The sequence below is a fragment of the Bacillus sp. GMs2/2 genome (genome assembly GCF_050172095.1).
Taxonomy (GTDB): Bacteria; Bacillota; Bacilli; order Bacillales; family Bacillaceae_G; genus Bacillus_A; species Bacillus_A cereus.
Genome location: NZ_JBNLYE010000057.1, coordinates 1 through 20,884 on the forward strand (window position 1 = coordinate 1; position 20,884 = coordinate 20,884).

Sequence of the window (20,884 nt, forward strand, 5' to 3'; positions counted from 1 at the left end):
ACACCGACGTCACTGTCTTTTCTTGATATAGTTCCTATTTTTTTATATGTATCATCAAATTCATATAACTCCTCTACATTCGTTTGATCGCCAACAACCATATCGTTTACATTTTCACGATGAAAATATTGTCCTTCAGAAATATATGGCTTCCAATAATAATCATCTTTTAAATTCACAGCTATGATCTTTGTTGCCCCTGAACTATTTAATGCTTTTAAATGCTCTACATAAATATCACTTTTAACGAAAGTATCTTGTATGAAAGGAATTATCTCTTCCAATTCAGTTGCATTCGCTATCGGAACAGTTAAAACTTGGTTCTTCTCTGGAAAACCGATTTGAAAAGCAGATATAAAGTTTCGTTTAGACTCTGTTAAAAGTGCGGCTATTGATATAGAAAGAAAAGAAATAAAAAATGACATAAGGAGAATTAAGAAAAACAGTTTATTGCTTTTTATATTTTTAAAAGCTAGGTACATGTCTGTGCTCCTTTTAAATAAGAAGGAGATGATGAACATCCCCTTCTCCTTATCTAAATATTTATAAAGACAACTGTTTAATGCTTTTTACCACTGTAATCGTAAGTTACCATTACTATCAAAAGTACCTTTGTGTGTATCTTCTTGATAGTCATTATTCTCATTTGCATAATGCTCCGAGTATAGTCCTTTTGCACCAAAGGCGTTATATGCACCATTACTCACAGTTGCGTTTAATACTCTTCCAGATTCATGGGATCCTAATTTGTATGAAGCGCTTTCAATATATGAATTATTTCCATTTGATTTAATAAAAGAAATTGCTACTGAACAACGAGATGCATTTTGATTCGTAGTAGTTTGAGCTCTGTAAGATAGTAGGTTACCGCTTAGAGTTGGATAGAATGCACTTGTTGAGGTTGATGTTGCTAATAATACTAAAGTCGTAATTGAAAAAACTTTTCCTTTCATTAACAATCACCTCATAAATTTAATAGTTTAGTAGCGCTACATCATCATAATATCCTTCAAATAAATTCTCCTCAACAAGAAACCCCGGTGTTTTACAAACTCTTTAAACACTTAAACATTCATACATTTTTAAAAAGTAACGTATAAGTAGCAATATAAAAAAGCTGCGGAGAAACTCTTCTCCGCAGCCTAATACTTATTTTTGCAAGAACGCCTTTAAATCTGCAAACTGTCTCTTTGCATCTTCATAGCCTTGCTCGTATAAATTTTGTAGTTTTGCTTTATCTTTTTCCATACGATCTACTTGAAGCGGCACTTCTGGGCGAATAACAAATAAATTACCAGCTTGCTCTTCTTTTTCAATATAGTGAAGTGTTTCATTATACACTTCATAACGATTGAGCATCGTGTTAACAAGATTCGGATATTTTTTATAAGCTTTTCCTGCAATCCATCCGAATTTTGATTTTTTCTTCGCGTAACCATGATTTCTCGTTAAAATAACGACTGATTTTTCAAATCCATCTTCCTGTGCTTTACGAACTGGAATTGGATCAGAAATCCCGCCATCTAATAACTGCTTACCACGATAATTTACTACCGGTGCAATGAAAGGCAATGAACTAGACGCTTGTAATAAATTTAGCGCATCATCATTCGTTCCTTCTTTTTCAAAATAAACTGATTGTCCTGTTTCACAATCCGTCGTTCCTACAAGGAAACGTTCCGGGCTATTAAAGTATGTTTCAAAATCAAACGGAACATGCTTTTCTGGGATTTCATGAAAAATGAAATCCATATCAAATAACTGCCGTTTTCTCCATAAGTTTTTATACGATAAATATTTCGGATGTGATGCATAATCAATATTGACCGTTTTATTTCTATTTCTTTGTCTGGAAAGATACGACGCTGCATGACAAGCACCAGCTGATACACCGATTACATATGGAAAATATAAATCTTGTTCCATAAAGTATTCTAATATCCCGCCCGTGTACACACCACGCATACCGCCGCCTTCTAATACTAACCCCGTATTTTCAAGCATGTTACTCTCTCCTCTATATATATTGACTCTTTAATTATTCACCATGTTAAGTATCTTTTTCTATTATATATGAGTTCTTTCAGAAATTATATTTAAAAGACTTGAGAAAAAGGAGTTTTTTCTTCCAATTATATTTCCAAATGATCGGAGACATCCTTTATAAACCTTTGAATAAAGTCTTGCTCTTCTTTCGTATATCCATCTAAAAGTAACAACCACTTTTCTTCAGCTTGCTTATGCAATTTTTCATGAGCTTTATATATTTCATTCCCACTTTCCGTTAAGCGGAAGAAGATTTCTTTTTGATTATCTAACATTTGCATCTTCTCAACGAATTGCTTTTGAAACAACTTTGTACAAATTTTAGAGATTGCTCCCTTCGTCATGCCCATTTCTGTCGTAATTGCCGTTACATTCATCAAACCATTTTTTCCGATACATTCGATTACATGTAACTCAGATAAAGACATACTACTTACACCTGTCTCACGAAGAAACTTCTCGTTTTGTCGTTTTAAATGTTCTTCTTTTTTATGCAAAAGTGTACGAATGTCCGACAGTATTTCCATTTGCTTCGTTGCATGCTTCAATCCGTTCGCCTCCTAAGTTTCCGAAGAAACAATTTAACTATATACCATTTTAAAATTATTTTTTCATCTTTACAAGTGAGAAAATCATGTTAAAATAAATTTAGTTTCCTAGGAAACTAAATTACAAGGGGGTTAACAAGATGAAAAAATCTAAACTAAATTTCATTTTATATGTTATCTGTATTAGTGCCTTATTCGGTTCCTTCGCTCAAAATATTTACACACCTATCTTACCGATGATTCAAAATTCTTTTCATACTTCTCTTTATCTTGTAAATGTAACAGTTTCACTTTTTACATTCGTTCTTGCGATTATGCAGCTCATATATGGCCCTTTAATTGATACAAAAGGGAGAAAATCTGTCCTTATTCCTAGTTTAATTATTAGTACGATTGCTTCAATCGGATGTGCTTTTTCGGCAAACATTTATTTATTTCTCTTTTTTAGAGCTGTTCAAGCTATAGGAATAGCGGCTATACCTGTAGTTTCAGCAACGATTATCGGCGATTTATTTGAAGGAAAAGAACGCGGAGAAGCGATGAGCCTATACCAAATGTTACTTGCCCTCGCACCTGCAATGGCTCCTCTCATAGGTGGTTATCTTGGCAGTATAAATGGTCACTTATCTGTATTTCTCTTTTTATCTACACTTGGCATTATCTTATTAATGATAAACATTTCACTACTTCCAGAAACAAAGCCAAATGTAATTAAGCAGTCTAAAGCACAAAAGAATTACTCTCTTATCTTAAAAAATAAAACTGGATTTTCTATTACTCTTATTGGCTTCATTCAATTTTGTATTTACTTTTGCTTTCTCGTTTTTTTACCGAGTATTTTAACAAATTCATTTCATTTAACTGTAAATAAAATTGGTCTTATGTTTGTACCAATGTCTCTTTCTATCATGCTAGGAAGTTTTTGCTACAAGTTTTTGCAAAAACGCCTCACAACAAAGCAAGCTTTATTTATTACGAGTTTCTTCAATATTATATGTGTCGTTTTATTCTCTTTCACATATAGCATCAATATCCCCTTCATCATTATCGTTACATCTTTGTACGGTTTTAGTATGGGACTTTCTATGCCAACTCACACTACTTTATTAACAGAAGAATTCATACAAGAGCGTGCAACAGCTATCGGTATATACAACTTCATCCGCTATCTTGGTATGGGTACAGGGCCACTTATAGGTGGATTTCTTTTATTTAACCAAAATTACTTTTGGATTTTCTTCCTAGGCGCAATTATGTTTTTACTTGTAATCTTATATGCAATGAAAATGCTAAGTTTTCATGCTGTACAAAAATTAAAATAGAGCCCCCAAAATGTCGGCTCTATTTTACCCTCTTTGATCCGCAACAATATGAATATCAATATACTTTGTTTGTCTCATAATTTCATTTACAATAGAGCCTTTTCGTATTTCTTCCCACCTTGTTCTTGCAGATTGTCCAAGTAAAATTTGCGTCACTTGTAATCTTCTTGCGACTTCAATAATAACATCCGCTGGTTTTCTCCCTTTCGCCTCTTCTAATACAAAACTCGCATCAAATTGATTGGTTAACGATTTCCACTCTTCAATCGTCTGCTTTTTTCCAGCTGAAATAGAATCTATATTTTCCCTCTCAACGTTTAATACGTACAATTCAGCATTTAACCGATCAGCCATGCGCCATCCCCGTCTTATTAATTTCTCCGCTGTTGAACTGTATTGTACACAAACGAGAATTTTTTCTTTTACGCCAATTGGTTCTATTACTGTTTGGCTAATTTTCTCGTCCATATCATCAGCAACTTCTCGAAGTGATAATTCCCTAAGTGCTCCTAAATTATTAAGTGTAAAGAAGTTTTGTAAGCTTTGCTGAATTTTTTCTTCTTTATATATCTTTCCGTCTATTAGTCTCTTCCTTAATACCTCAGGCGTTGCATCAACGAGCTGAATTTCATTTGCTTTTTGTAAAATAAAATCTGGAATTCGTTCTCTTACTTTTACATTCGTAATTTGAGCTACAATATCATGAACACTTTCTAAATGTTGAATATTAAAAGCTGATAATACCGATATACCAGCCTCTAACAATTCCTGCACATCCATATAACGTTTCTTATATTTAGAACCAGGAACATTACTATGAGCAAGTTCATCCACTACGACTACTTGCGGCGCGCGTTTTTTTATTCCTTCCACATCAAGCTCATAAAATACCTTTCCTTTATACTGTATTTCTTTTAAAGGAACTTTTTCTAAATCAGCAATTGCTTCTTCCGTCTCTTTTCTTCCATGCGTTTCAATTAAACCAATTACAATATCAATTCCATCTTTTTTCATTTCTCTTGCATCAAAGAGCATTTTATAACTTTTTCCTACGCCTGGAGCTGCTCCGACATATAGCTTTAACTTTCCGCGATTTTGCTGACGAATATATTCTAAATATTCCTCTGGCGTTCGCCTTTGAAACTTCGGTTCATAATCATCTGCATACAAAATAAACACTACCTTTCATTCGAAACAACGTTACCTCAATCCATTAGATTGAGGTAGCACTGTTACTATTTCAGTAGTTTCTGTAATTCTAAATTTAACTTTAAAACGTTCACGCGATCTTCTCCAAATAAACCAAGTGCTGCACCTTCTGTTTGATCTTTAATCAACTGATCCAGCGATTCTTTCGGGATTCTCGTTAATTTCGAGATGCGCTCTACCTGTACGGAAGCCGCCTTTGGACTAATATCCGGATCTAGCCCTGAACCTGAATTTGTCATTAAATCTATCGGTACTTCTGTGACTGGAACAGTGGGATTTTTTTCCTTCCAGTCCGCAATACTTTTCTCTACTCGCTTTGCTAAATCTGGATTAGATGGTGCATAGTTATTTGAACCAGATGCTTCAGCCTTATATTCAATACTAGAAACACGCCCTTGAAAATAACGTGGATCCGTGAAGTTTTGACCAATTAATTTAGAACCAATCACTTCATTTTTATCATTATATATTAGACTTCCATCCGCATTATCCTTCATCACTGCTTGTGCAATACCAGTAACAATAAGTGGGTATACAAGTCCACACAATACTAGAAATGTAAAAGTAATACGGATAATTGGTGATAGTATACTTTGTTTCTTCTCCATCTTTTTCCCCTCTTCCTTATATAAACAAGCCGACAATCATATCAATTACCTTAATTCCAATGAACGGAACGATAACTCCACCAAGCCCATAAATAAGTAAGTTTCGGCTAAGCAATGCATTAGAACTCATCGGTTTATATGCAATACCTTTCATCGCTAACGGAATGAGTAATGGAATAATAACAGCGTTAAATATTAATGCTGATAAAATCGCTGACAGTGGTGATGTTAATTTCATAATGTTCAATGCTTCCATTTGCGGAATCGCAAGTGTAAACATTGCTGGAATGATTGCAAAATATTTCGCTATATCATTCGCAATACTAAACGTCGTTAAAGCACCTCGCGTCATTAATAATTGCTTACCGATTCCTACAACCTCAATAATTTTCGTTGGATTCGAGTCTAGATCAATCATGTTGGCCGCTTCTTTCGCTGCTGTCGTACCACTGTTCATCGCTAATCCAACGTCGGCCTGCGCTAATGCCGGAGCATCATTTGTACCATCACCTGTCATCGCTACAAGTTTCCCTTTATCTTGCTCTGCTTTAATAACAGCAATTTTATCTTCCGGTTTACACTCAGCAACGAATTCATCTACTCCAGCTTCTTTTGCAATCGTTGCTGCCGTTAACGGATTATCACCTGTACACATAACCGTTTTAATCCCCATTTGGCGTAACTGTTCAAAACGCTCACGCATACCCGGTTTTACTGTATCCTTTAAATAAATTAAACCGTAAATACGATTATCTACTGCAACTACAAGTGGTGTTCCGCCCTCTTTTGAAATTAAGTCTGCTTTTTGATTTACATCTTTCGGAATTATTCCGCCTTGTGACTCAACCCATTCAATAACGGCACCTACAGCACCTTTTCTCACTTTCGTTCCGTCTTGTAAATCAACACCACTCATTCTCGTTTCTGCTTTAAACGGAACAAACTCACCTTGTTCTGCAAGTTCTCTATTATATGATATAGATTTTCCCTGCACATACTCGATAACAGATCGACCTTCTGGTGTTTCATCTAAAACAGAACTAATAGCGGCCCACTTTCCAACTTGCTCAATCGTTTCATTTCCTACAGGTAATAATGTATGAGCCATTCGATTCCCAAAAGTAATCGTACCTGTTTTATCTAAAATAATTGTATTAATATCGCCCGCAGCTTCTACTGCTTTCCCTGACATCGCTAACACGTTAAATTTTGTCACCCGGTCCATCCCAGCAATACCAATCGCTGATAGCAAACCACCAATTGTCGTTGGAATTAAACAAACTAATAATGCAACTAGCACAGCAGTATCAATTTGAAACCCTAAATAATTTGTAAAAATCGGCAACGTCACAACGACGATCAAGAAAATAAGAGTTAAGCTCGTTAATACTGTATTTAAAGCAATCTCATTCGGCGTTTTTTGACGAGCAGCTCCTTCTACTAAAGAAATCATTTTGTCGATAAATGATTCACCAGGATTACTCGTAATGACAATTGTAATTTCATCACTTACGACCATCGTTCCACCTGTTACGGAACAAAAATCACCGCCTGCTTCTTTTATAACAGGAGCTGATTCCCCTGTAATTGCAGATTCATCTACAGATGCTAATCCTTTGATTACTTCGCCATCATTCGGAATCATTTCTCCTTGTTTTACGATAACAACGTCACCTTTTGTAAGATCAGTTGCTGAAACTTGGACAATGTCTCCATTTTCTTTTACAATATTTGCAAACACATCTTTCTTCGACTGCTTTAAAGAATCGGCTTGCGCTTTACCACGACCTTCTGCTAATGCTTCTGCAAAATTCGCAAATAAAACTGTAAATAATAGAATGAGAGAAACTGTTATATTAAACCAACCTGGTATACTACTAGAACTACTTGGAAGAAAAGATAAAATGAACGTAATGATAAATCCAATTTCCACAACGAACATAATCGGATTCTTTATCATGACTTTCGGATTCAATTTCGCAACGGATTGCTTCATCGCATGTGTTACGATATCACGATCCATCGTTTTCGCTTGTCTAACTTCATCTTCTACAGCATGTATTTGTGACTCATTTAATTGTTTTTCTTTTACTACTACCGGTCTCATCATTTACCCTCCATTACTTCAATGTAAGAAATTCTGCAATTGGACCGAGTACTAACATCGGGAAGAATGTTAATGCACCGACAATTACAATTGTTCCGATGAAGATGCCACCAAATAAACTATTATCTGTACGGAACGTTCCGACTGTTTCTGGCACTACCGTTTTTTCTTTCAGCGAAGCTGCCACTGCTAGCATCGTAATTAAACTGAAGTAGCGTCCTAAAAACATAACTAAACCAGTCGTAATATTCCAAAACGGTGTATTATCTCCTAATCCTTCAAATCCAGATCCGTTATTCGCAGCTGACGATGTATATTCATATACAACTTGCGTTAAACCATGAAAACCGGAATGAGAGATAGCATCCGTCCCTAAATTTGTTGAAAGAGCTAATGCCGAAAATCCTAAAATGAGCAATGGATGAAATAAAATCGTGACCGCGATTAATTTCATTTCCTTACCTTCAATCTTTTTACCTAAAAACTCTGGTGTCCGTCCAACCATTAACCCAGATATAAACACCGCGATAATTGCATACATAATAATGTTTACAAAGCCTGCTCCAACGCCGCCATACACTGTATTTAACATCATATTTACAAGTGGAACTAGACCGCCAATTGGTGTTAACGTATCATGCATCGTATTAACAGCCCCAGTTTCAGCAGCTGTCGTTACTGTTGCGTATAGTGAAGAAAATACTGTTCCAAATCGTACTTCTTTCCCTTCTGTACTTCCTTGTACATGTTCGATACTCATTCCATTTAATGCCGGGTTCCCGTTTAGTTCAGATGTCGTAATCGTTATAAACCCTAGTAAAAATACCATAAATAGTGACACGAAAAGGATGCGACCTTGTTTTTTATTTCCTACCATTCGTCCGTACGTAAATGGAAGTGCTGTTGGTAATAACATCATAAGCATCATTTGCAAAATATTACTCATTTGTCCTGGATTTTCAAAAGGATGCGTAGAGTTTGCTCCGAAAAATCCACCGCCGTTATTTCCAAGTTCCTTAATGGAAACAAATGATGCAACTGGTCCACGTAATATACTTTGCTTTGCACCTTCAATCGTTTGTGCTGTAACCGCTCCATCTAACGTTTGCGGTACGCCAAGTGCGACAAAAACTAGTGCCGCAATAAATGCGATAGGAAGAAACACTCTCGTTAACGCTCTCGTAAAATCAACGAAAAAGTTACCAAGTTCTTTTCCAGCAAGTCCTCTTATAAAAGCCATAACGAGCGCCAATGTCGTTGCTGGTGCCGCAAACATTAAAAATGTAATCCCGATTAATTGTGATAAATAGGATAAACCATTTTCACCGCTATAATGCTGTAAGTTTGTATCAGCCATAAAACTAATCGCTGTATTAAAAGCGAGCGTAGGCTCCATCCCTTCAATATGCGCTGGATTTAGCGGCAACACACCTTGTAATCTGAAAATGAAATATACAATAACAATCATAAATCCGTTGAGTAAAACTAATGATAATGCGTACTGTTTCCACGTTTGATTGTATTCTTTTACACCCGTAATTTTAAAAATAAGTTTTTCAAAAGGCCCGAATACTTTATCTAGCATTTTGCTACCTTGAAAAGCTTTTTCTAAATAAATCCCCATTGGCTTTGCTACTAAAATAAACAAGAGCATTGTAATAATGACTGCAACCCAAATCATAATGAATGATTCCCCCCTAATTAAAACTTCTCTGGATTTAATAATGCATACACTAAATACACTGTAATTGCTGCGACAATAACTGATAAGACAATCATCATGATTGCTTTCCTTCTTTCACAACTTTATCTGACCAACTTGCAAGACTTGCCATTGATGCAACTAATAAAATAAAAATCCCGACCATTACAACATCTAACATAGCTATCCCTCGCTTTGTTTTTGTTAAAATTTACCATCTGAATATTAAAAAAGAACACTGAGCTCTACTCAGTGTTCAAAAAATGAACAACAAAAAGTAAACCTCCTCTCTAAACGCTTACGAGGTTAGCTGTCGGATTCGGGCCTAAAGAGTAGCCCTACTTTCAAAACTGAAAGATTCACCCCAAGTGACGATGCACAAAATTGGTTCCCCCGCTCCATTTCTGGAACTCAGCGATTTTAGGTTTTTTTGGAAATTTTATGAATGATTTATGAGAGTAAATATACTCCTCTATATTTCACTTGTAAAGGGGTAAATTACTGAAAATAATAATATTTACATTCATTTAAACGCTTACATTGAAGATTATTAATATTATTTCATCTATTTTCTTTATTTCTCTTCTCTTTTCTTAAAAATGACCTTTTAAATATGAAATAAAAAGAGCGAATGAGATGAAGTGCATAGCTTGTTGCACTCAGCATTCGCTCTTTTTATTCAACCTTTATTCTCCTCGTAAAAATGCACGTAAATTTCTCCCGCGAATATAAACTTGTGTCAATTCTGCATGTAGCTGCTCATACTCGGTAATATCCACCTCTAAATACAAAGCATCTTTTGATGGTAATATAATATACGGCCCTGGAAAAAGGGGATCGATCTGAACCAATTCTTGAACTCGCTCTACCGATACTGCCCAACGATTTGCTATATCTCCAAGTAATAATACCTTCATCATTTCTCCCCCCGCCCTATTCAAAAAATAAAAAAGAAATATTATCACAATTTGTAAACACGACAAACTTAGCTCCAATTGTTTCATAGAGCCTCGCTGGATATCGTTTATTCCTTGTAACAACAGTAATAGGTGCTTGAAAAGAAAAGCGAATGTGTTCTGTGAAAAAACTAACGATTGGAAGCTCATCCCCTAGTAAAATCACCTTCTTAATACACTCACAAATACTAGTAAAGTCCTGCTCCTTACTGCAGCTATAAGTCCAATCAAACCCACAATTCCTAACTTCAGCCGCTATCTCTTCATTTGCTGTAAAAATAATTAACTCATGTTGAAATGATACTAGATCTCTTAAACTATCTACCTTACTTTCTTCTCCAACACAAATAAGTGTTAGTTCCATGTACCTCATCCTCCTTAGTATAAAAGAAATCAAACATAGATTGATATTCTCCTATACTAATCAGATCGATGAAGTGATGTATCCATCATGGCACCGTCCTCTCTCAAGACGCTTACGAAGTTAGCTGTCGGATTCGGACTTTGAGAGTAGCCCTACTTTCAAACTTGAAAGATTCACCCCTAGTGCCTACGCACAAATTGGTTCCTCCGCTCCATAATTGGACTCAGCGTTTACAAAAAAATGTATTCTGGCTGATATATTACTCCTGTATTTTGAAAAAGTAAACAGAAAAAAAGCCAGTTATAAAACTGGCTTTTCACTTACCTATGCACGCGTTCTATTCACTTTATATGCAAAATGATTCGTCGGTCCATGGCCACTACCAATATTCAATGGCTCTTCAATTGCTATACTAATAAATCGTTTTGCTTCTTGAACAGCATCTTGAATTGAGTATCCTTTCGCAAGTCCTGCTGTAACCGCTGAAGCAAATGTACACCCACTTCCATGCGTTTGCTTTGAAGGAATTCGCTCGCTTCTAAACTCAATAAATTCTTCTCCATCAAAGAGGAAATCAATTACTTCATTACCTTGATATTCTGCATGTCCGCCCTTCATAAGCACATATTTAGCACCTAATTCGTGCAATACTTTTGCAGCTTCCTTACTATCTTCAACATTATGAATCTCCATCCCAGTTAACACTTCTGCTTCTGGGACATTCGGTGTTATAACAGTTGCTACTGGTAATAAATATTCTTTTAATGCTTGAACTGCTTCTTGCTGTAATAATGATGCACCGCCTTTTGCAATCATAACGGGATCTAACACAATATTATTCCAGCCAAACTTTTTAATTTGTTCTGCAACAATTTGAATTATTTCACTACTAAATAACATTCCTAGTTTCACTGCATCTGGTGTTAAATCCGTACCAATTGAATTCAACTGTTCTGTAATACCTTCTAACGGAACAGGATATACCCCTTGAACGCCAAGCGTGTTTTGAGCAGTAATCGCCGTAATAGCCGTCATTCCGTATACACCAAGCTCTTGGAATGTTTTTAAATCTGCCTGAATTCCAGCACCGCCGCCGCTATCAGACCCTGCAATTGTTAAAGCTTTATTCACTTTCATCCCACTCATCCTTTTCTATCCAAAATAGCGATGATAAATCGTTTTTGCTTCGCTTATATCTTTCGTTCCATGTACGAGCACACGGCCATCTTTAAAGGCGACTAACCTCTTGTCTTCAATAGAAAATGATAGTAAATATGGATTTATATTTAAATCATTCACACGACCTTCCAACAACTCTTTATATTGTTCAAAATTTATTTCATCTTTATGAGGTGGTCTAATTTGAACTGTATTTCGCCCGCATAAAACTACTGTTTTTGATATGTTCTCTTTATTTAAATACGGATATAATGCATTCTCTCCGCATGAAGGACAATTATGCTGGCGAAGCTTTTGCACATTCATACATGAATACTCATTCTTCCACATATCAAACGATACAAGCCCATCTCGAAGTGATTCGTAATCTTCTACTAACAGTTTAAGAGCTTCTGTTACTTGATGAGAAACGACAAGAGATACAGCAGGTGATATAATACCCGCTGTATCACATGTTGCCCCGCCAAGCGGAATCGACTGTAATAAACATGATAAACATGGTGTTTTACTAGGAAGGATTGTGTAAGAAAGACCGTAACTACCTACACATGCACCGTAAATCCATGGAATAGAATATTTTTGTGCTATATCATTCACAATAAAGCGTGTTTCAAAATTATCAGTCGCATCAATAATTACATCAACATTTGTAACAAGTTCTTCTAGCTCTTCAGCTGTTACATCTTGAACGAGAGCTTCTATTGTTACATCACTATTAATCTCTTCTAAACGTTTTTTAGCCGCTATAGCTTTTGGAAGATTATTCTTTACGTCGCTCTCTGCATACAATTGTTGTCTTTGTAAATTACTCCAATCTACATAATCACGGTCAACAATTGTTATCTTGCCAACACCTGCTCTTACAAACATCTCTGCATTTGCACTACCTAATGCACCTGCACCGATAATAAGCACATGCTTTTCTCTTATCTTTTGCTGTCCTTCTTCTCCAATTGGAGAAAATAGTTCTTGGCGAGAATATCGATTATTCAACTACGCTCATTCCTTCTAAAGGACTACTTGCAGTTGCACAACGCTTGCGTGCAATACGACCTGCTTCAAATCCTAAACGGCCTGCTTCAATACTTAATTTCATTGCTTGTGCCATTTTAATAGGATCTTTTGCTCCTGATACAGCTGTATTTAATAACACGCCATCTGCTCCTAATTCCATTGCAAATGCTGCATCAGCTGGGCTACCAATACCGGCATCAACGATAACTGGTACTGTTGCTTGTTCAATAATGAAGCTCAAATTTAATGGATTTACAATACCAAGTCCTGATCCGATTGGAGATGCTCCTGGCATAATCGCATGCACGCCAAGCTCTTGTAATTTACGTGCTAATACAACATCATCAGATGTATACGGAAGTACGATAAATCCTTCTTCCAGTAACATTTCAGATGCCTTTAACGTTTCTACCGGATCAGGTAATAACGTTCTATCATCACCAATAACTTCTACCTTTATCATGTCACAAAGCCCAGAGGCTTTTGCTAATTTTGCAATACGAACAGCCTCTTCAGCGTTTTTTGCTCCTGCTGTATTTGGTAATAACGTATATTTTTTCACATCAAGTTTCTCTAATAAATTAGGTTGCTTTGCATCAAAGATATCCATACGACGTACTGCAAACGTTAAAATTTCAGCTTCAGAAACGTCAATTGCCTTTTGCTGTACGTCAAAATCAGGGAATTTACCTGTTCCTAATAAAAGTCTAGAATGAAATGAAAATGGTCCAATGTTTAACATAATCAACCGCCTCCTACGAAAGTTACAATCTCAATTTGGTCTCCATCAAAAACAGATGTATCTGTATGATCATCTTTTTGTAAAATATCTTTATTACGCTCTACTACAACAATTCTGTTATCTAACTCTAAATGTGTAAGTAGCTCAGCTACTGTTTTTACACTCGCTGGCACTTCAATTTGGTTACCATTAATTTTTAAATTCAAACTTCCATCCCCTTTCTAAACGCTTCTAGAAAGCAATGAATCTAGCAAATGATTCTCTTGCTTTCCTTCTATTAAATCGGCCATATATTGACCAGAAATAGGACTTAATAAAATACCGTTTCGATAATGGCCCGTGCAAGCATATAAACCTTTTATTTCTTCATGCTCTCCCATATAAGGAGCTTCATGATTCGATTGTGGTCGTAATCCTGCCCACGTGCTTTCCCATTCTGCTTCTTTTAAAGCTGGCAATATTGTATAAGCACGCTCTAATATAGAAGTTATACTTTCTGGCTGCACAGTTTTATTGAACGTATGTGGCTTCATTGTTGCCCCAATTACGTAACGTCCACCGCGCTTTGGAGTAATGTAAAATCTTTCTTGAAAAATAGGTGCTTTTAAAAGTTGTTTTCTACTTCTTACCGCAACCACTTCTCCTTTAACTGGATATGTACCCCAATCACGGTGAAAATAACCTAGTAACTTCGTGCTCCATGAACCACCTGCAATAACGACTTTCTCACATGTGACAATACCTTCACTTGTAATAACTCCAGTCACTTTATTATTTTCAATACGGATATCAAATACTTCTGCCTGTTCATATATATCAGCACCGGAAATTGCCGCAGAATGTGCGAATGCTTTCGTAAGCTCTGGTGCAATAACATGACCGTCTTTCGGATAATATACTGCTCCTATAATAGATTCGGATAGATATGGCTCTTTTTCCCGCACATGGTCTCCCGTTAGAAAATAAGAATCTTCACCTGTTTTCTGCTGCCAATCCATAATGTGAAGAATTCTTTCCTTCTCATCTGCATTTTGAGCAATACGATAAATTCCTTTTTCTTCATATCCAATATCAATACCCGTCTTTTCACGTAAAACTGCTGCAAGTTGTGGAAATATAGCACGGCTTTCTCTAGCAAGTTCAAATAGCGGATCATACGCATCCCATTCTGCCTGAACACCAAGTAAACCAGCAGCTGCTTTGGAAGCTTCCGATGCAATACTTCGCTTCTCCACAATCGCTACTTTATGTCCTCTTTCTGCTAGAAAATGTGCAACTGAACTGCCAATTACACCACCACCAATAATCGCTACATCATACTTCTCACACATGTTTTTCCGCCCACTTTCTTATTGATTCCTTATAAGATTTCGCTTTGCTATACGGGTTACTACTACTTACAATTCCAGACATAACTGCTATACCACTTACACCGTTAGTAAGAACATCCACTGTGTTTTCTGGGGTAATTCCTCCAATTGCTGTAATCGGTATAGATAAACACCTTGCAATGTCTGAAATTTCTTCAAGCCCTCTCGCTGGCACACCTTTTTTACAATCTGTCGGAAATACATGGCCATAAACGAGTGAATCCGCTCCATTTTTAAAAGCTACTATTGCTTCATCTAGCGAATGCACAGAATAACCGACATGCAAATACGAAAACTTTTCTTTCACTGACTTTACATCTGTACTTCGATATCCTAGTTGAACACGAGGTATATTTAATAAAATTGCAATATCAATTCGATCGTTTATGACAATTTTAGAAGCCGGAAAGCCCTCCATTAATAGACTTTCCACACCTTCATATAATTCCTTCGTACTCTTCTCACGCTCACGAATATGCAAATAATCAATCTCACTCTCAATTTGCATCGCTACATCCACTAACTCTTCGAATGGCATATGGCCATTTGAGATTACGTGGAGCTCATTTTTCATATTCATTCGCCTACTTTAAAATATTTTCGAATAGTTCATCGGCTGGGACGGTTTCTTTCGTCATTCCTTTGTCCTTCAGCCACTTATTTTGTTTCTCCCAAGATTCTTTTGAATCTGATAAGAATGGCTCATCTTTCGTTTCCATCTTCTCTAATAAAATTTTCATACTTTCCTTTTCAACTTCTGGCACAAGTGGGAAGTTTTCTTTTTCTTGATGATTTAATAAAATATTCAATGCTTCATCGGGGTTTTTCTTCATGAAATCATAGCCCTTTTTCGTACCACGTAAGAAAGCTTGCAACGCTTCTTTATCTTTTTTCAACGTTTTATCACCTGTTACAAACACAAGCTCATGGTAGTTTGGTACTCCGTAATCAGCTGGATTAAAGTACGCTGGTTCATGGCCTTCATGACGCATAACAGGTACTTCATGGTTAATGTATGCCCCTGTTACCGCATCTACTTTCTTCGTAATTAATGCTGGTACTAAATCAAATCCAACATCAACTACTTTCACTGTATCAGGATTACCACCAGCTTCTTTTACCATCGTTTTTAAATACATCTCACTTAAAGGTGTTCCAGAGTATCCTACTGTTTTTCCTTCTAAATCTTTCGGTGATTGAATGCCCGCTGATTTCAGTGATACAACATGATTTAATGGTGAACGTACGACAGCTCCAATTGATTTCACTGGAATTTGCTCATTCGCTCTCGCCATAACAACATCTGGCTGATAATACAAGCCAACTGTTACCTTCCCTGCTGCTGCCAGCGTTAATGGATCAGTCGGATTAGAAGGGAATTTAATATTTACCTTTACACCTTCTTCTTTAAAGTATCCTTTTTCAATTGCTGCATAGATAAAGCTATGTACCGCATTTGGATACCAATCTAACATGACTGTTATTTCTTTCTCTTTTTTACTTTTGTCTGATGCTGAATTACTCGAACATCCTGCAATTATTGCAATTAATAATGTAAACACAAAGATGCGCTTTAAAAATTTCATGAATACTTCCTCCAACTAATGAATTTCTTTTCTAATATGGAAATAATTACGACGAAGAAAATAGCTAATAATGATAACAATACAATAGGTGCAAATACGCCAGCTCCATCTAACTGTGTCATCATTCTCTTACTGAAATATCCAAGCCCAGCTTGTGCACCGAGCCATTCTCCAATTGCTGCTCCGATAACACTAAGCGGAACTGCAATTTTTAAAGCTGAGAAAAAATAAGGAAGAGCAGACGGCAACTTTAATTTAAGAAAAATATCTCTTTTTGTTGCTCCATATGTAACTAAGAGCTCCTCCCATTCTTTTTTCGTACTACGCAGTCCATCATACGTATTGACCGCAATTGGGAAAAACGTAATTAAAACTGTGACAACAACCTTACTCCAAATTGTGTATCCAAACCATAAAACAAATAGCGGAGCAAGCGCAGTAATCGGAATCGTTTGTGAAGCAACTAATAATGGATAAAATGCTCTTTCCATCCATGTACTCGCATTCATTAACATCGCTAGCCCTACACCTAATACGATAGAAATAACAACACCTATTAAAACGACGTATAACGTTGCAGGTAAATGAACCGTAAATAATATGTCTTTTAGTTTCCATATCTTCATTACAATCGCAGACGGTGACGGTAAAATGTACATCTCATCTACAATTCTTGCTCCTATTTCCCACACAGCTAGTAAAATACTAGAAAGTGTAATAGCAGGAACTAATTCTTTCAATCGGTTCATCACACAAGTACCTGCCTTTGTAACATACTAAGAAGCTCATCTTTCAGCGCTAATACTTCCGGTTTATATAAATCTTTTCGTGTTCTGTTATGATCAAGTGGTACAATCCGCTCAGTCAAAGTCGTTATCGGCTGCTGTTCCACTACTAAAACTCGGTTCGAAAGAAATAACGCTTCTTCAACATCATGAGTAATGAATAAAATTGTTTTTTCCCACTCTTGCCATTGTTCAAACAGCCATTCTTGCAAAGAGGCCTTCGTTAAAGCATCTAACGCACTAAATGGTTCATCTAACAGCAATATTTCCCCGCCTGTTAATAATGTTCGAATAAAAGATACGCGTTGCCTCATACCACCAGATAAATCTTTCGGATGTTTTGTCTCATATCCTTGTAAACCAAATTTATATAACAGTTCCTTTGCCTTTACTTGTGCTTCTTTCTTTTGTACACCTTGGCACTCTAGCGGCAGAGCAGCATTCTCAATAATTGTTCTCCACGGCAAAAGCATATCTTTTTGCGGCATATATCCTACAGGATGGTGCTTTGTTTCTGTCAGTTCTATCTTTCCAATACTTACCTTCTCTAGGCCTGTAATAAGGCGAAATAAAGTACTTTTCCCACATCCACTCGGTCCGATAATACTGACAAACTCTTTCTCATGTATAGAAGCATTTAATTCATGGATGATTGGTTTCTCATCGTAATGAAAAGAAACATTATGAAACTGTAGTATGTTCTTGCTCCTCAAATCCCCACATCTCCTTACGATAGGACATATCCCAGAATAAATATTCAAATCGACTGGAATATAAGAAAATCTCCTCTAATCTTTCTAGTTCTGTCTCAGACTTTCCAACTGCCATTTTATTTAATAAATCTATTAACCAAATACACAGATTACCGTATTCTTCCGAACTATATCCTTGAATCCACTCACCAAAAAACTCATGATCTCTTGCTCCAGGAATATCATTTAAACGCTTTCCAATTTCCCAATAGCTCCACATACATGGAAGAAGCGCTGCTATTAATTCCGCAAGTGTGCCATTTTGAGATACAGACATCATGTAATTTGTATAAGCTAAATTTTTAGCAGATGGTTTCGCAGACTCTATCTCCTCTATAGAAATTCCAAGTCTTTTTGCATATTGTTTATGGATTGTCATTTCGCCATTTAATATTCCATCAATTTGTTCAGCGAACTTTCCCATTACTTGTGGATTCGTTGCTTTTACAACACCAATCGCATATAACTTTGCATAATCTAGCAGATATAAATAATCTTGAATAATATAATACTGGAATTTATCTTTTTCTAACGTGCCATCTCCCATACCCACTACAAACGGATGATTATGACTCATCTCCCAAACCGGTTGCACAGTTTCTAATAATCTATCGCAAAATTTCATTTCTCTATCCCCTTTCAATATATGTATCTAAATAAAAAACCACTTCTATATATAAGAAGTGGTTACAGCAAATAAAGTTATACATTTATTCGATGTTCCACTTCCCTTCGCTAGTATTACCTAGATCAGGTGTTGTAAGGGTTAAGGATTATTCCTCTCTCAGCAAATCAAGCACCCCTAGTGGTTTCAATATGAAATTTTTAAATAAAAAAGCCCCGTTTCTATACGCAAAGAAACGGGGACTCATTGTTAGTGTCCGAATTGCTTCCCTACGCTAGCATAATCTAGATCAGGTAATAAAAAGGATCAAAGGCTTACGGCCTACTCTCAGCTGGCAACACCAGCTCTCCTAGCAAACTATAAAATTATCACTGTCAGTATAACACCCTAATAAGACATCATCAACTTTTTTAATTTTCTTAATTATCAACATAATATCAAAGTTATACAATACATACATTCTATTTTAGAAAATAAAACCCCAATTAATTGCATAAGAAGGAATCATTATCCTCAAAAAATTTATTTTTATATTGATTTCATATTACATTTATGTGAATACACCCACTATATTATATCTTTATACTATAATAAAATTACAACTATACAACTAGAGGAGGTCTCTATTCCATGAATATGAAAGCTACTGCTTTAACAGCAACTACTGTAGCGATTGCTTCTTTACTTCCTTCTATGGGTGAAACAAATGTACAAAAAGCAAACGCTGAACAATTATCTAATATTAAAACTGGGTATGTCAAAGTCGATCAAGTAGCATTACATACAGAAGATAACGTAAAAAGCACATCAATTGATACAATTCGCTTTAATACAAAAGTGAACATCCTTGAAACAACTAATGAGTGGTATAAAGTATCTGTTCATAATAAAGTAGGTTATGTACAAAAAGATGCTATTTTACTAAAAAACAAACTTCATTCTAATGATCAATACATCGTTAATGCTAATGCATTAAACGTTCGCTCTGAACCTAATTTAGAATCTTCCATTTTAGATGTATTACCAAATGGCAAGTTTATTACCGTTCAAGAAGATCAAGGCGAATGGTATAAAATATCGCATAATGGCCAAACAGGTTACGTACAAAAAGCATTCATCTCTAATGGTTCACAACCCTTAGTAAAAGGAATCACCGTTCAAAGTAATACAAAATATACTGTTGCAACACCTAATCTAAATGTACGTAGCAACGCTAGTACAAGTAGCGCTCTACTCGGTTCATTACAAAACGGTACACAAGTACAAGTAGTAGAAACTGTAGGAACTTGGTATAAAATTCGTTTTGGCACAGGATACGGATATGTAGCAAAACACTATGTAGTACAAAATCAACCACAAGCTAAAACAGATCAACCTTCATCAATTCCAGCTGCTTTCAAATTCCCTGCTCAAGGAAGAATTAGCTCAACCTTTGATATACGCTGGGAACAAATGCATTATGGTATAGATATTGCCGCTCCAGGAAACGTCTCTATCCAAGCTGCTGCTGCAGGTAAAGTTGTGAAATCTTATTATTCAGCTAGCTATGGCAATGTTGTTTTCATTGCGCATCAAATCAATGGGAAATTATATACAACTGTTTATGCTCATATGAAGGATCGCACTGTACAAGCTGGTGATCAAGTACAAACTGGACAATTAATAGGTCATATGGGAAACACAGGTCATTCATACGGGCAACATCTTCATTTTGAATTACATAATGGAGAATGGAATTTTGAAAAAACAAATGCAGTAAATCCACTGCCATATTTAGTTAGGTAAATTGTATGCCACGCAATATACCTCTTATAATTGAATACGTAGCCTTTTTAGGTTTAATCTGCTGTTTAATCATTTACAATACAAACATTGTATTTTTATCTATTATTATTGCTTTTGTTGCATTAGAAATTATGATGGAATCATTTCAAGTGCAACTAAAACAAAAAATTGCCCATATTTATAA

Annotated in this window: 23 protein-coding genes, 1 pseudogene and 4 riboswitches; of the genes and pseudogenes, 2 read left to right on the forward strand and 22 right to left on the reverse strand. The window is 36.0% G+C overall.

The genetic code is table 11. From position 1 onward, the window contains the following. From ACQGS6_RS10450 to ACQGS6_RS10465, 4 genes and pseudogenes are all read right to left on the reverse strand, one after another. Positions 1–482: pseudogene (locus ACQGS6_RS10450) on the reverse strand (ABC transporter permease); the annotation flags it as partial. Between the two features lie 87 nt (positions 483–569). After that, on the reverse strand, positions 570–953 hold the full coding sequence (locus tag ACQGS6_RS10455) for a hypothetical protein (RefSeq protein ID WP_048567882.1): 384 nt from the start codon (positions 951–953) through the stop codon (positions 570–572). Positions 954–1,149: 196 nt separating this feature from the next. Further along, a complete protein-coding gene (locus ACQGS6_RS10460) occupies positions 1,150–2,004 on the reverse strand; it encodes a patatin-like phospholipase family protein (protein ID WP_000892673.1) in 855 nt (284 codons plus the stop codon). A gap of 128 nt (positions 2,005–2,132) precedes the next feature. Beyond that, a complete protein-coding gene (locus ACQGS6_RS10465) occupies positions 2,133–2,594 on the reverse strand; it encodes a MarR family transcriptional regulator (RefSeq protein WP_000679678.1) in 462 nt (153 codons plus the stop codon). A 140-nt stretch (positions 2,595–2,734) separates the two neighbouring features. Here ACQGS6_RS10465 and ACQGS6_RS10470 point away from each other — a divergent pair, with 140 nt between their 5' ends. Continuing rightward, positions 2,735–3,916, forward strand: a complete 1,182-nt coding sequence (locus tag ACQGS6_RS10470) for an MFS transporter (protein ID WP_000748709.1) — start codon at positions 2,735–2,737, stop codon at positions 3,914–3,916. Positions 3,917–3,940: 24 nt separating this feature from the next. Here the strand turns inward: ACQGS6_RS10470 and kdpDN are convergent, their stop codons facing one another. From kdpDN to tenA, 18 genes are all read right to left on the reverse strand, one after another. Further along, positions 3,941–5,095: a KdpD-like non-kinase potassium sensor gene (kdpDN, locus tag ACQGS6_RS10475; protein WP_001999108.1), complete on the reverse strand. Its 1,155-nt coding sequence runs from the start codon at positions 5,093–5,095 to the stop codon at positions 3,941–3,943. 56 nt (positions 5,096–5,151) lie between these two features. Continuing rightward, positions 5,152–5,733: a K(+)-transporting ATPase subunit C gene (gene kdpC / locus ACQGS6_RS10480; protein WP_000412597.1), complete on the reverse strand. Its 582-nt coding sequence runs from the start codon at positions 5,731–5,733 to the stop codon at positions 5,152–5,154. Positions 5,734–5,749: 16 nt separating this feature from the next. Beyond that, entirely contained in the window at positions 5,750–7,840 is a 2,091-nt protein-coding gene (kdpB, locus tag ACQGS6_RS10485) for a potassium-transporting ATPase subunit KdpB (protein WP_001247998.1), read from the reverse strand. A 13-nt stretch (positions 7,841–7,853) separates the two neighbouring features. Beyond that, positions 7,854–9,521, reverse strand: coding sequence for a potassium-transporting ATPase subunit KdpA (kdpA, locus tag ACQGS6_RS10490; RefSeq protein WP_000638319.1), 1,668 nt, complete (start codon positions 9,519–9,521; stop codon positions 7,854–7,856). A gap of 20 nt (positions 9,522–9,541) precedes the next feature. Beyond that, a complete protein-coding gene (gene kdpF / locus ACQGS6_RS10495) occupies positions 9,542–9,622 on the reverse strand; it encodes a K(+)-transporting ATPase subunit F (RefSeq protein WP_000973728.1) in 81 nt (26 codons plus the stop codon). Next, positions 9,619–9,723, reverse strand: coding sequence for a SipW-dependent-type signal peptide-containing protein (locus ACQGS6_RS10500; protein ID WP_000887894.1), 105 nt, complete (start codon positions 9,721–9,723; stop codon positions 9,619–9,621). Before ACQGS6_RS10500 ends, kdpF begins: the two co-directional genes overlap by 4 nt. 100 nt (positions 9,724–9,823) lie before the next feature. Next, positions 9,824–9,969, reverse strand: a riboswitch (cyclic di-AMP (ydaO/yuaA leader). 259 nt (positions 9,970–10,228) lie between these two features. Then, positions 10,229–10,462 (reverse strand): hypothetical protein, encoded by a 234-nt coding sequence (locus tag ACQGS6_RS10505; protein WP_001985933.1) that lies wholly within the window; start codon positions 10,460–10,462, stop codon positions 10,229–10,231. Positions 10,463–10,475: 13 nt separating this feature from the next. Beyond that, positions 10,476–10,862, reverse strand: a complete 387-nt coding sequence (locus tag ACQGS6_RS10510) for a hypothetical protein (RefSeq protein WP_000424067.1) — start codon at positions 10,860–10,862, stop codon at positions 10,476–10,478. Between the two features lie 93 nt (positions 10,863–10,955). Then, positions 10,956–11,101: riboswitch (cyclic di-AMP (ydaO/yuaA leader) on the reverse strand. Positions 11,102–11,186: 85 nt separating this feature from the next. Next, positions 11,187–11,999, reverse strand: coding sequence for a bifunctional hydroxymethylpyrimidine kinase/phosphomethylpyrimidine kinase (gene thiD / locus ACQGS6_RS10515; protein ID WP_000867377.1), 813 nt, complete (start codon positions 11,997–11,999; stop codon positions 11,187–11,189). Positions 12,000–12,014: 15 nt separating this feature from the next. Then, complete coding sequence (gene thiF / locus ACQGS6_RS10520) at positions 12,015–13,034, reverse strand: thiazole biosynthesis adenylyltransferase ThiF (protein ID WP_001065421.1); 1,020 nt, start codon at positions 13,032–13,034, stop codon at positions 12,015–12,017. Then, positions 13,027–13,797 (reverse strand): thiazole synthase, encoded by a 771-nt coding sequence (gene thiG / locus ACQGS6_RS10525; protein ID WP_000931981.1) that lies wholly within the window; start codon positions 13,795–13,797, stop codon positions 13,027–13,029. Before thiG ends, thiF begins: the two co-directional genes overlap by 8 nt. A gap of 2 nt (positions 13,798–13,799) precedes the next feature. Continuing rightward, on the reverse strand, positions 13,800–14,003 hold the full coding sequence (thiS, locus tag ACQGS6_RS10530) for a sulfur carrier protein ThiS (RefSeq protein WP_001049502.1): 204 nt from the start codon (positions 14,001–14,003) through the stop codon (positions 13,800–13,802). Positions 14,004–14,018: 15 nt separating this feature from the next. Continuing rightward, a complete protein-coding gene (gene thiO, locus ACQGS6_RS10535) occupies positions 14,019–15,128 on the reverse strand; it encodes a glycine oxidase ThiO (protein ID WP_000333316.1) in 1,110 nt (369 codons plus the stop codon). Next, on the reverse strand, positions 15,121–15,741 hold the full coding sequence (tenI, locus tag ACQGS6_RS10540; protein ID WP_000787155.1) for a thiazole tautomerase TenI: 621 nt from the start codon (positions 15,739–15,741) through the stop codon (positions 15,121–15,123). The genes thiO and tenI overlap by 8 nt, the downstream gene beginning before the upstream one ends. A 10-nt stretch (positions 15,742–15,751) precedes the next feature. After that, positions 15,752–16,753: an ABC transporter substrate-binding protein gene (locus tag ACQGS6_RS10545; protein ID WP_000670416.1), complete on the reverse strand. Its 1,002-nt coding sequence runs from the start codon at positions 16,751–16,753 to the stop codon at positions 15,752–15,754. Continuing rightward, positions 16,750–17,502 (reverse strand): ABC transporter permease, encoded by a 753-nt coding sequence (locus ACQGS6_RS10550; RefSeq protein WP_001080856.1) that lies wholly within the window; start codon positions 17,500–17,502, stop codon positions 16,750–16,752. Before ACQGS6_RS10550 ends, ACQGS6_RS10545 begins: the two co-directional genes overlap by 4 nt. After that, entirely contained in the window at positions 17,502–18,251 is a 750-nt protein-coding gene (locus ACQGS6_RS10555) for an ABC transporter ATP-binding protein (RefSeq protein ID WP_001256788.1), read from the reverse strand. Before ACQGS6_RS10555 ends, ACQGS6_RS10550 begins: the two co-directional genes overlap by 1 nt. Continuing rightward, the gene (tenA, locus tag ACQGS6_RS10560; protein ID WP_000666830.1) at positions 18,220–18,915 is read right to left on the reverse strand and encodes a thiaminase II; all 696 of its coding nucleotides are present in this window, start codon (positions 18,913–18,915) and stop codon (positions 18,220–18,222) included. The genes ACQGS6_RS10555 and tenA overlap by 32 nt, the downstream gene beginning before the upstream one ends. 85 nt (positions 18,916–19,000) lie before the next feature. Then, a riboswitch (TPP riboswitch) is annotated at positions 19,001–19,104 on the reverse strand. A 60-nt stretch (positions 19,105–19,164) separates the two neighbouring features. Beyond that, positions 19,165–19,276, reverse strand: a riboswitch (TPP riboswitch). A 269-nt stretch (positions 19,277–19,545) separates the two neighbouring features. On the opposite strand from tenA, the gene ACQGS6_RS10565 reads away from it, so the two are divergent. Beyond that, the gene (locus tag ACQGS6_RS10565; RefSeq protein ID WP_001056032.1) at positions 19,546–20,700 is read left to right on the forward strand and encodes an SH3 domain-containing protein; all 1,155 of its coding nucleotides are present in this window, start codon (positions 19,546–19,548) and stop codon (positions 20,698–20,700) included. Positions 20,701–20,884 lie beyond the last annotated feature (184 nt).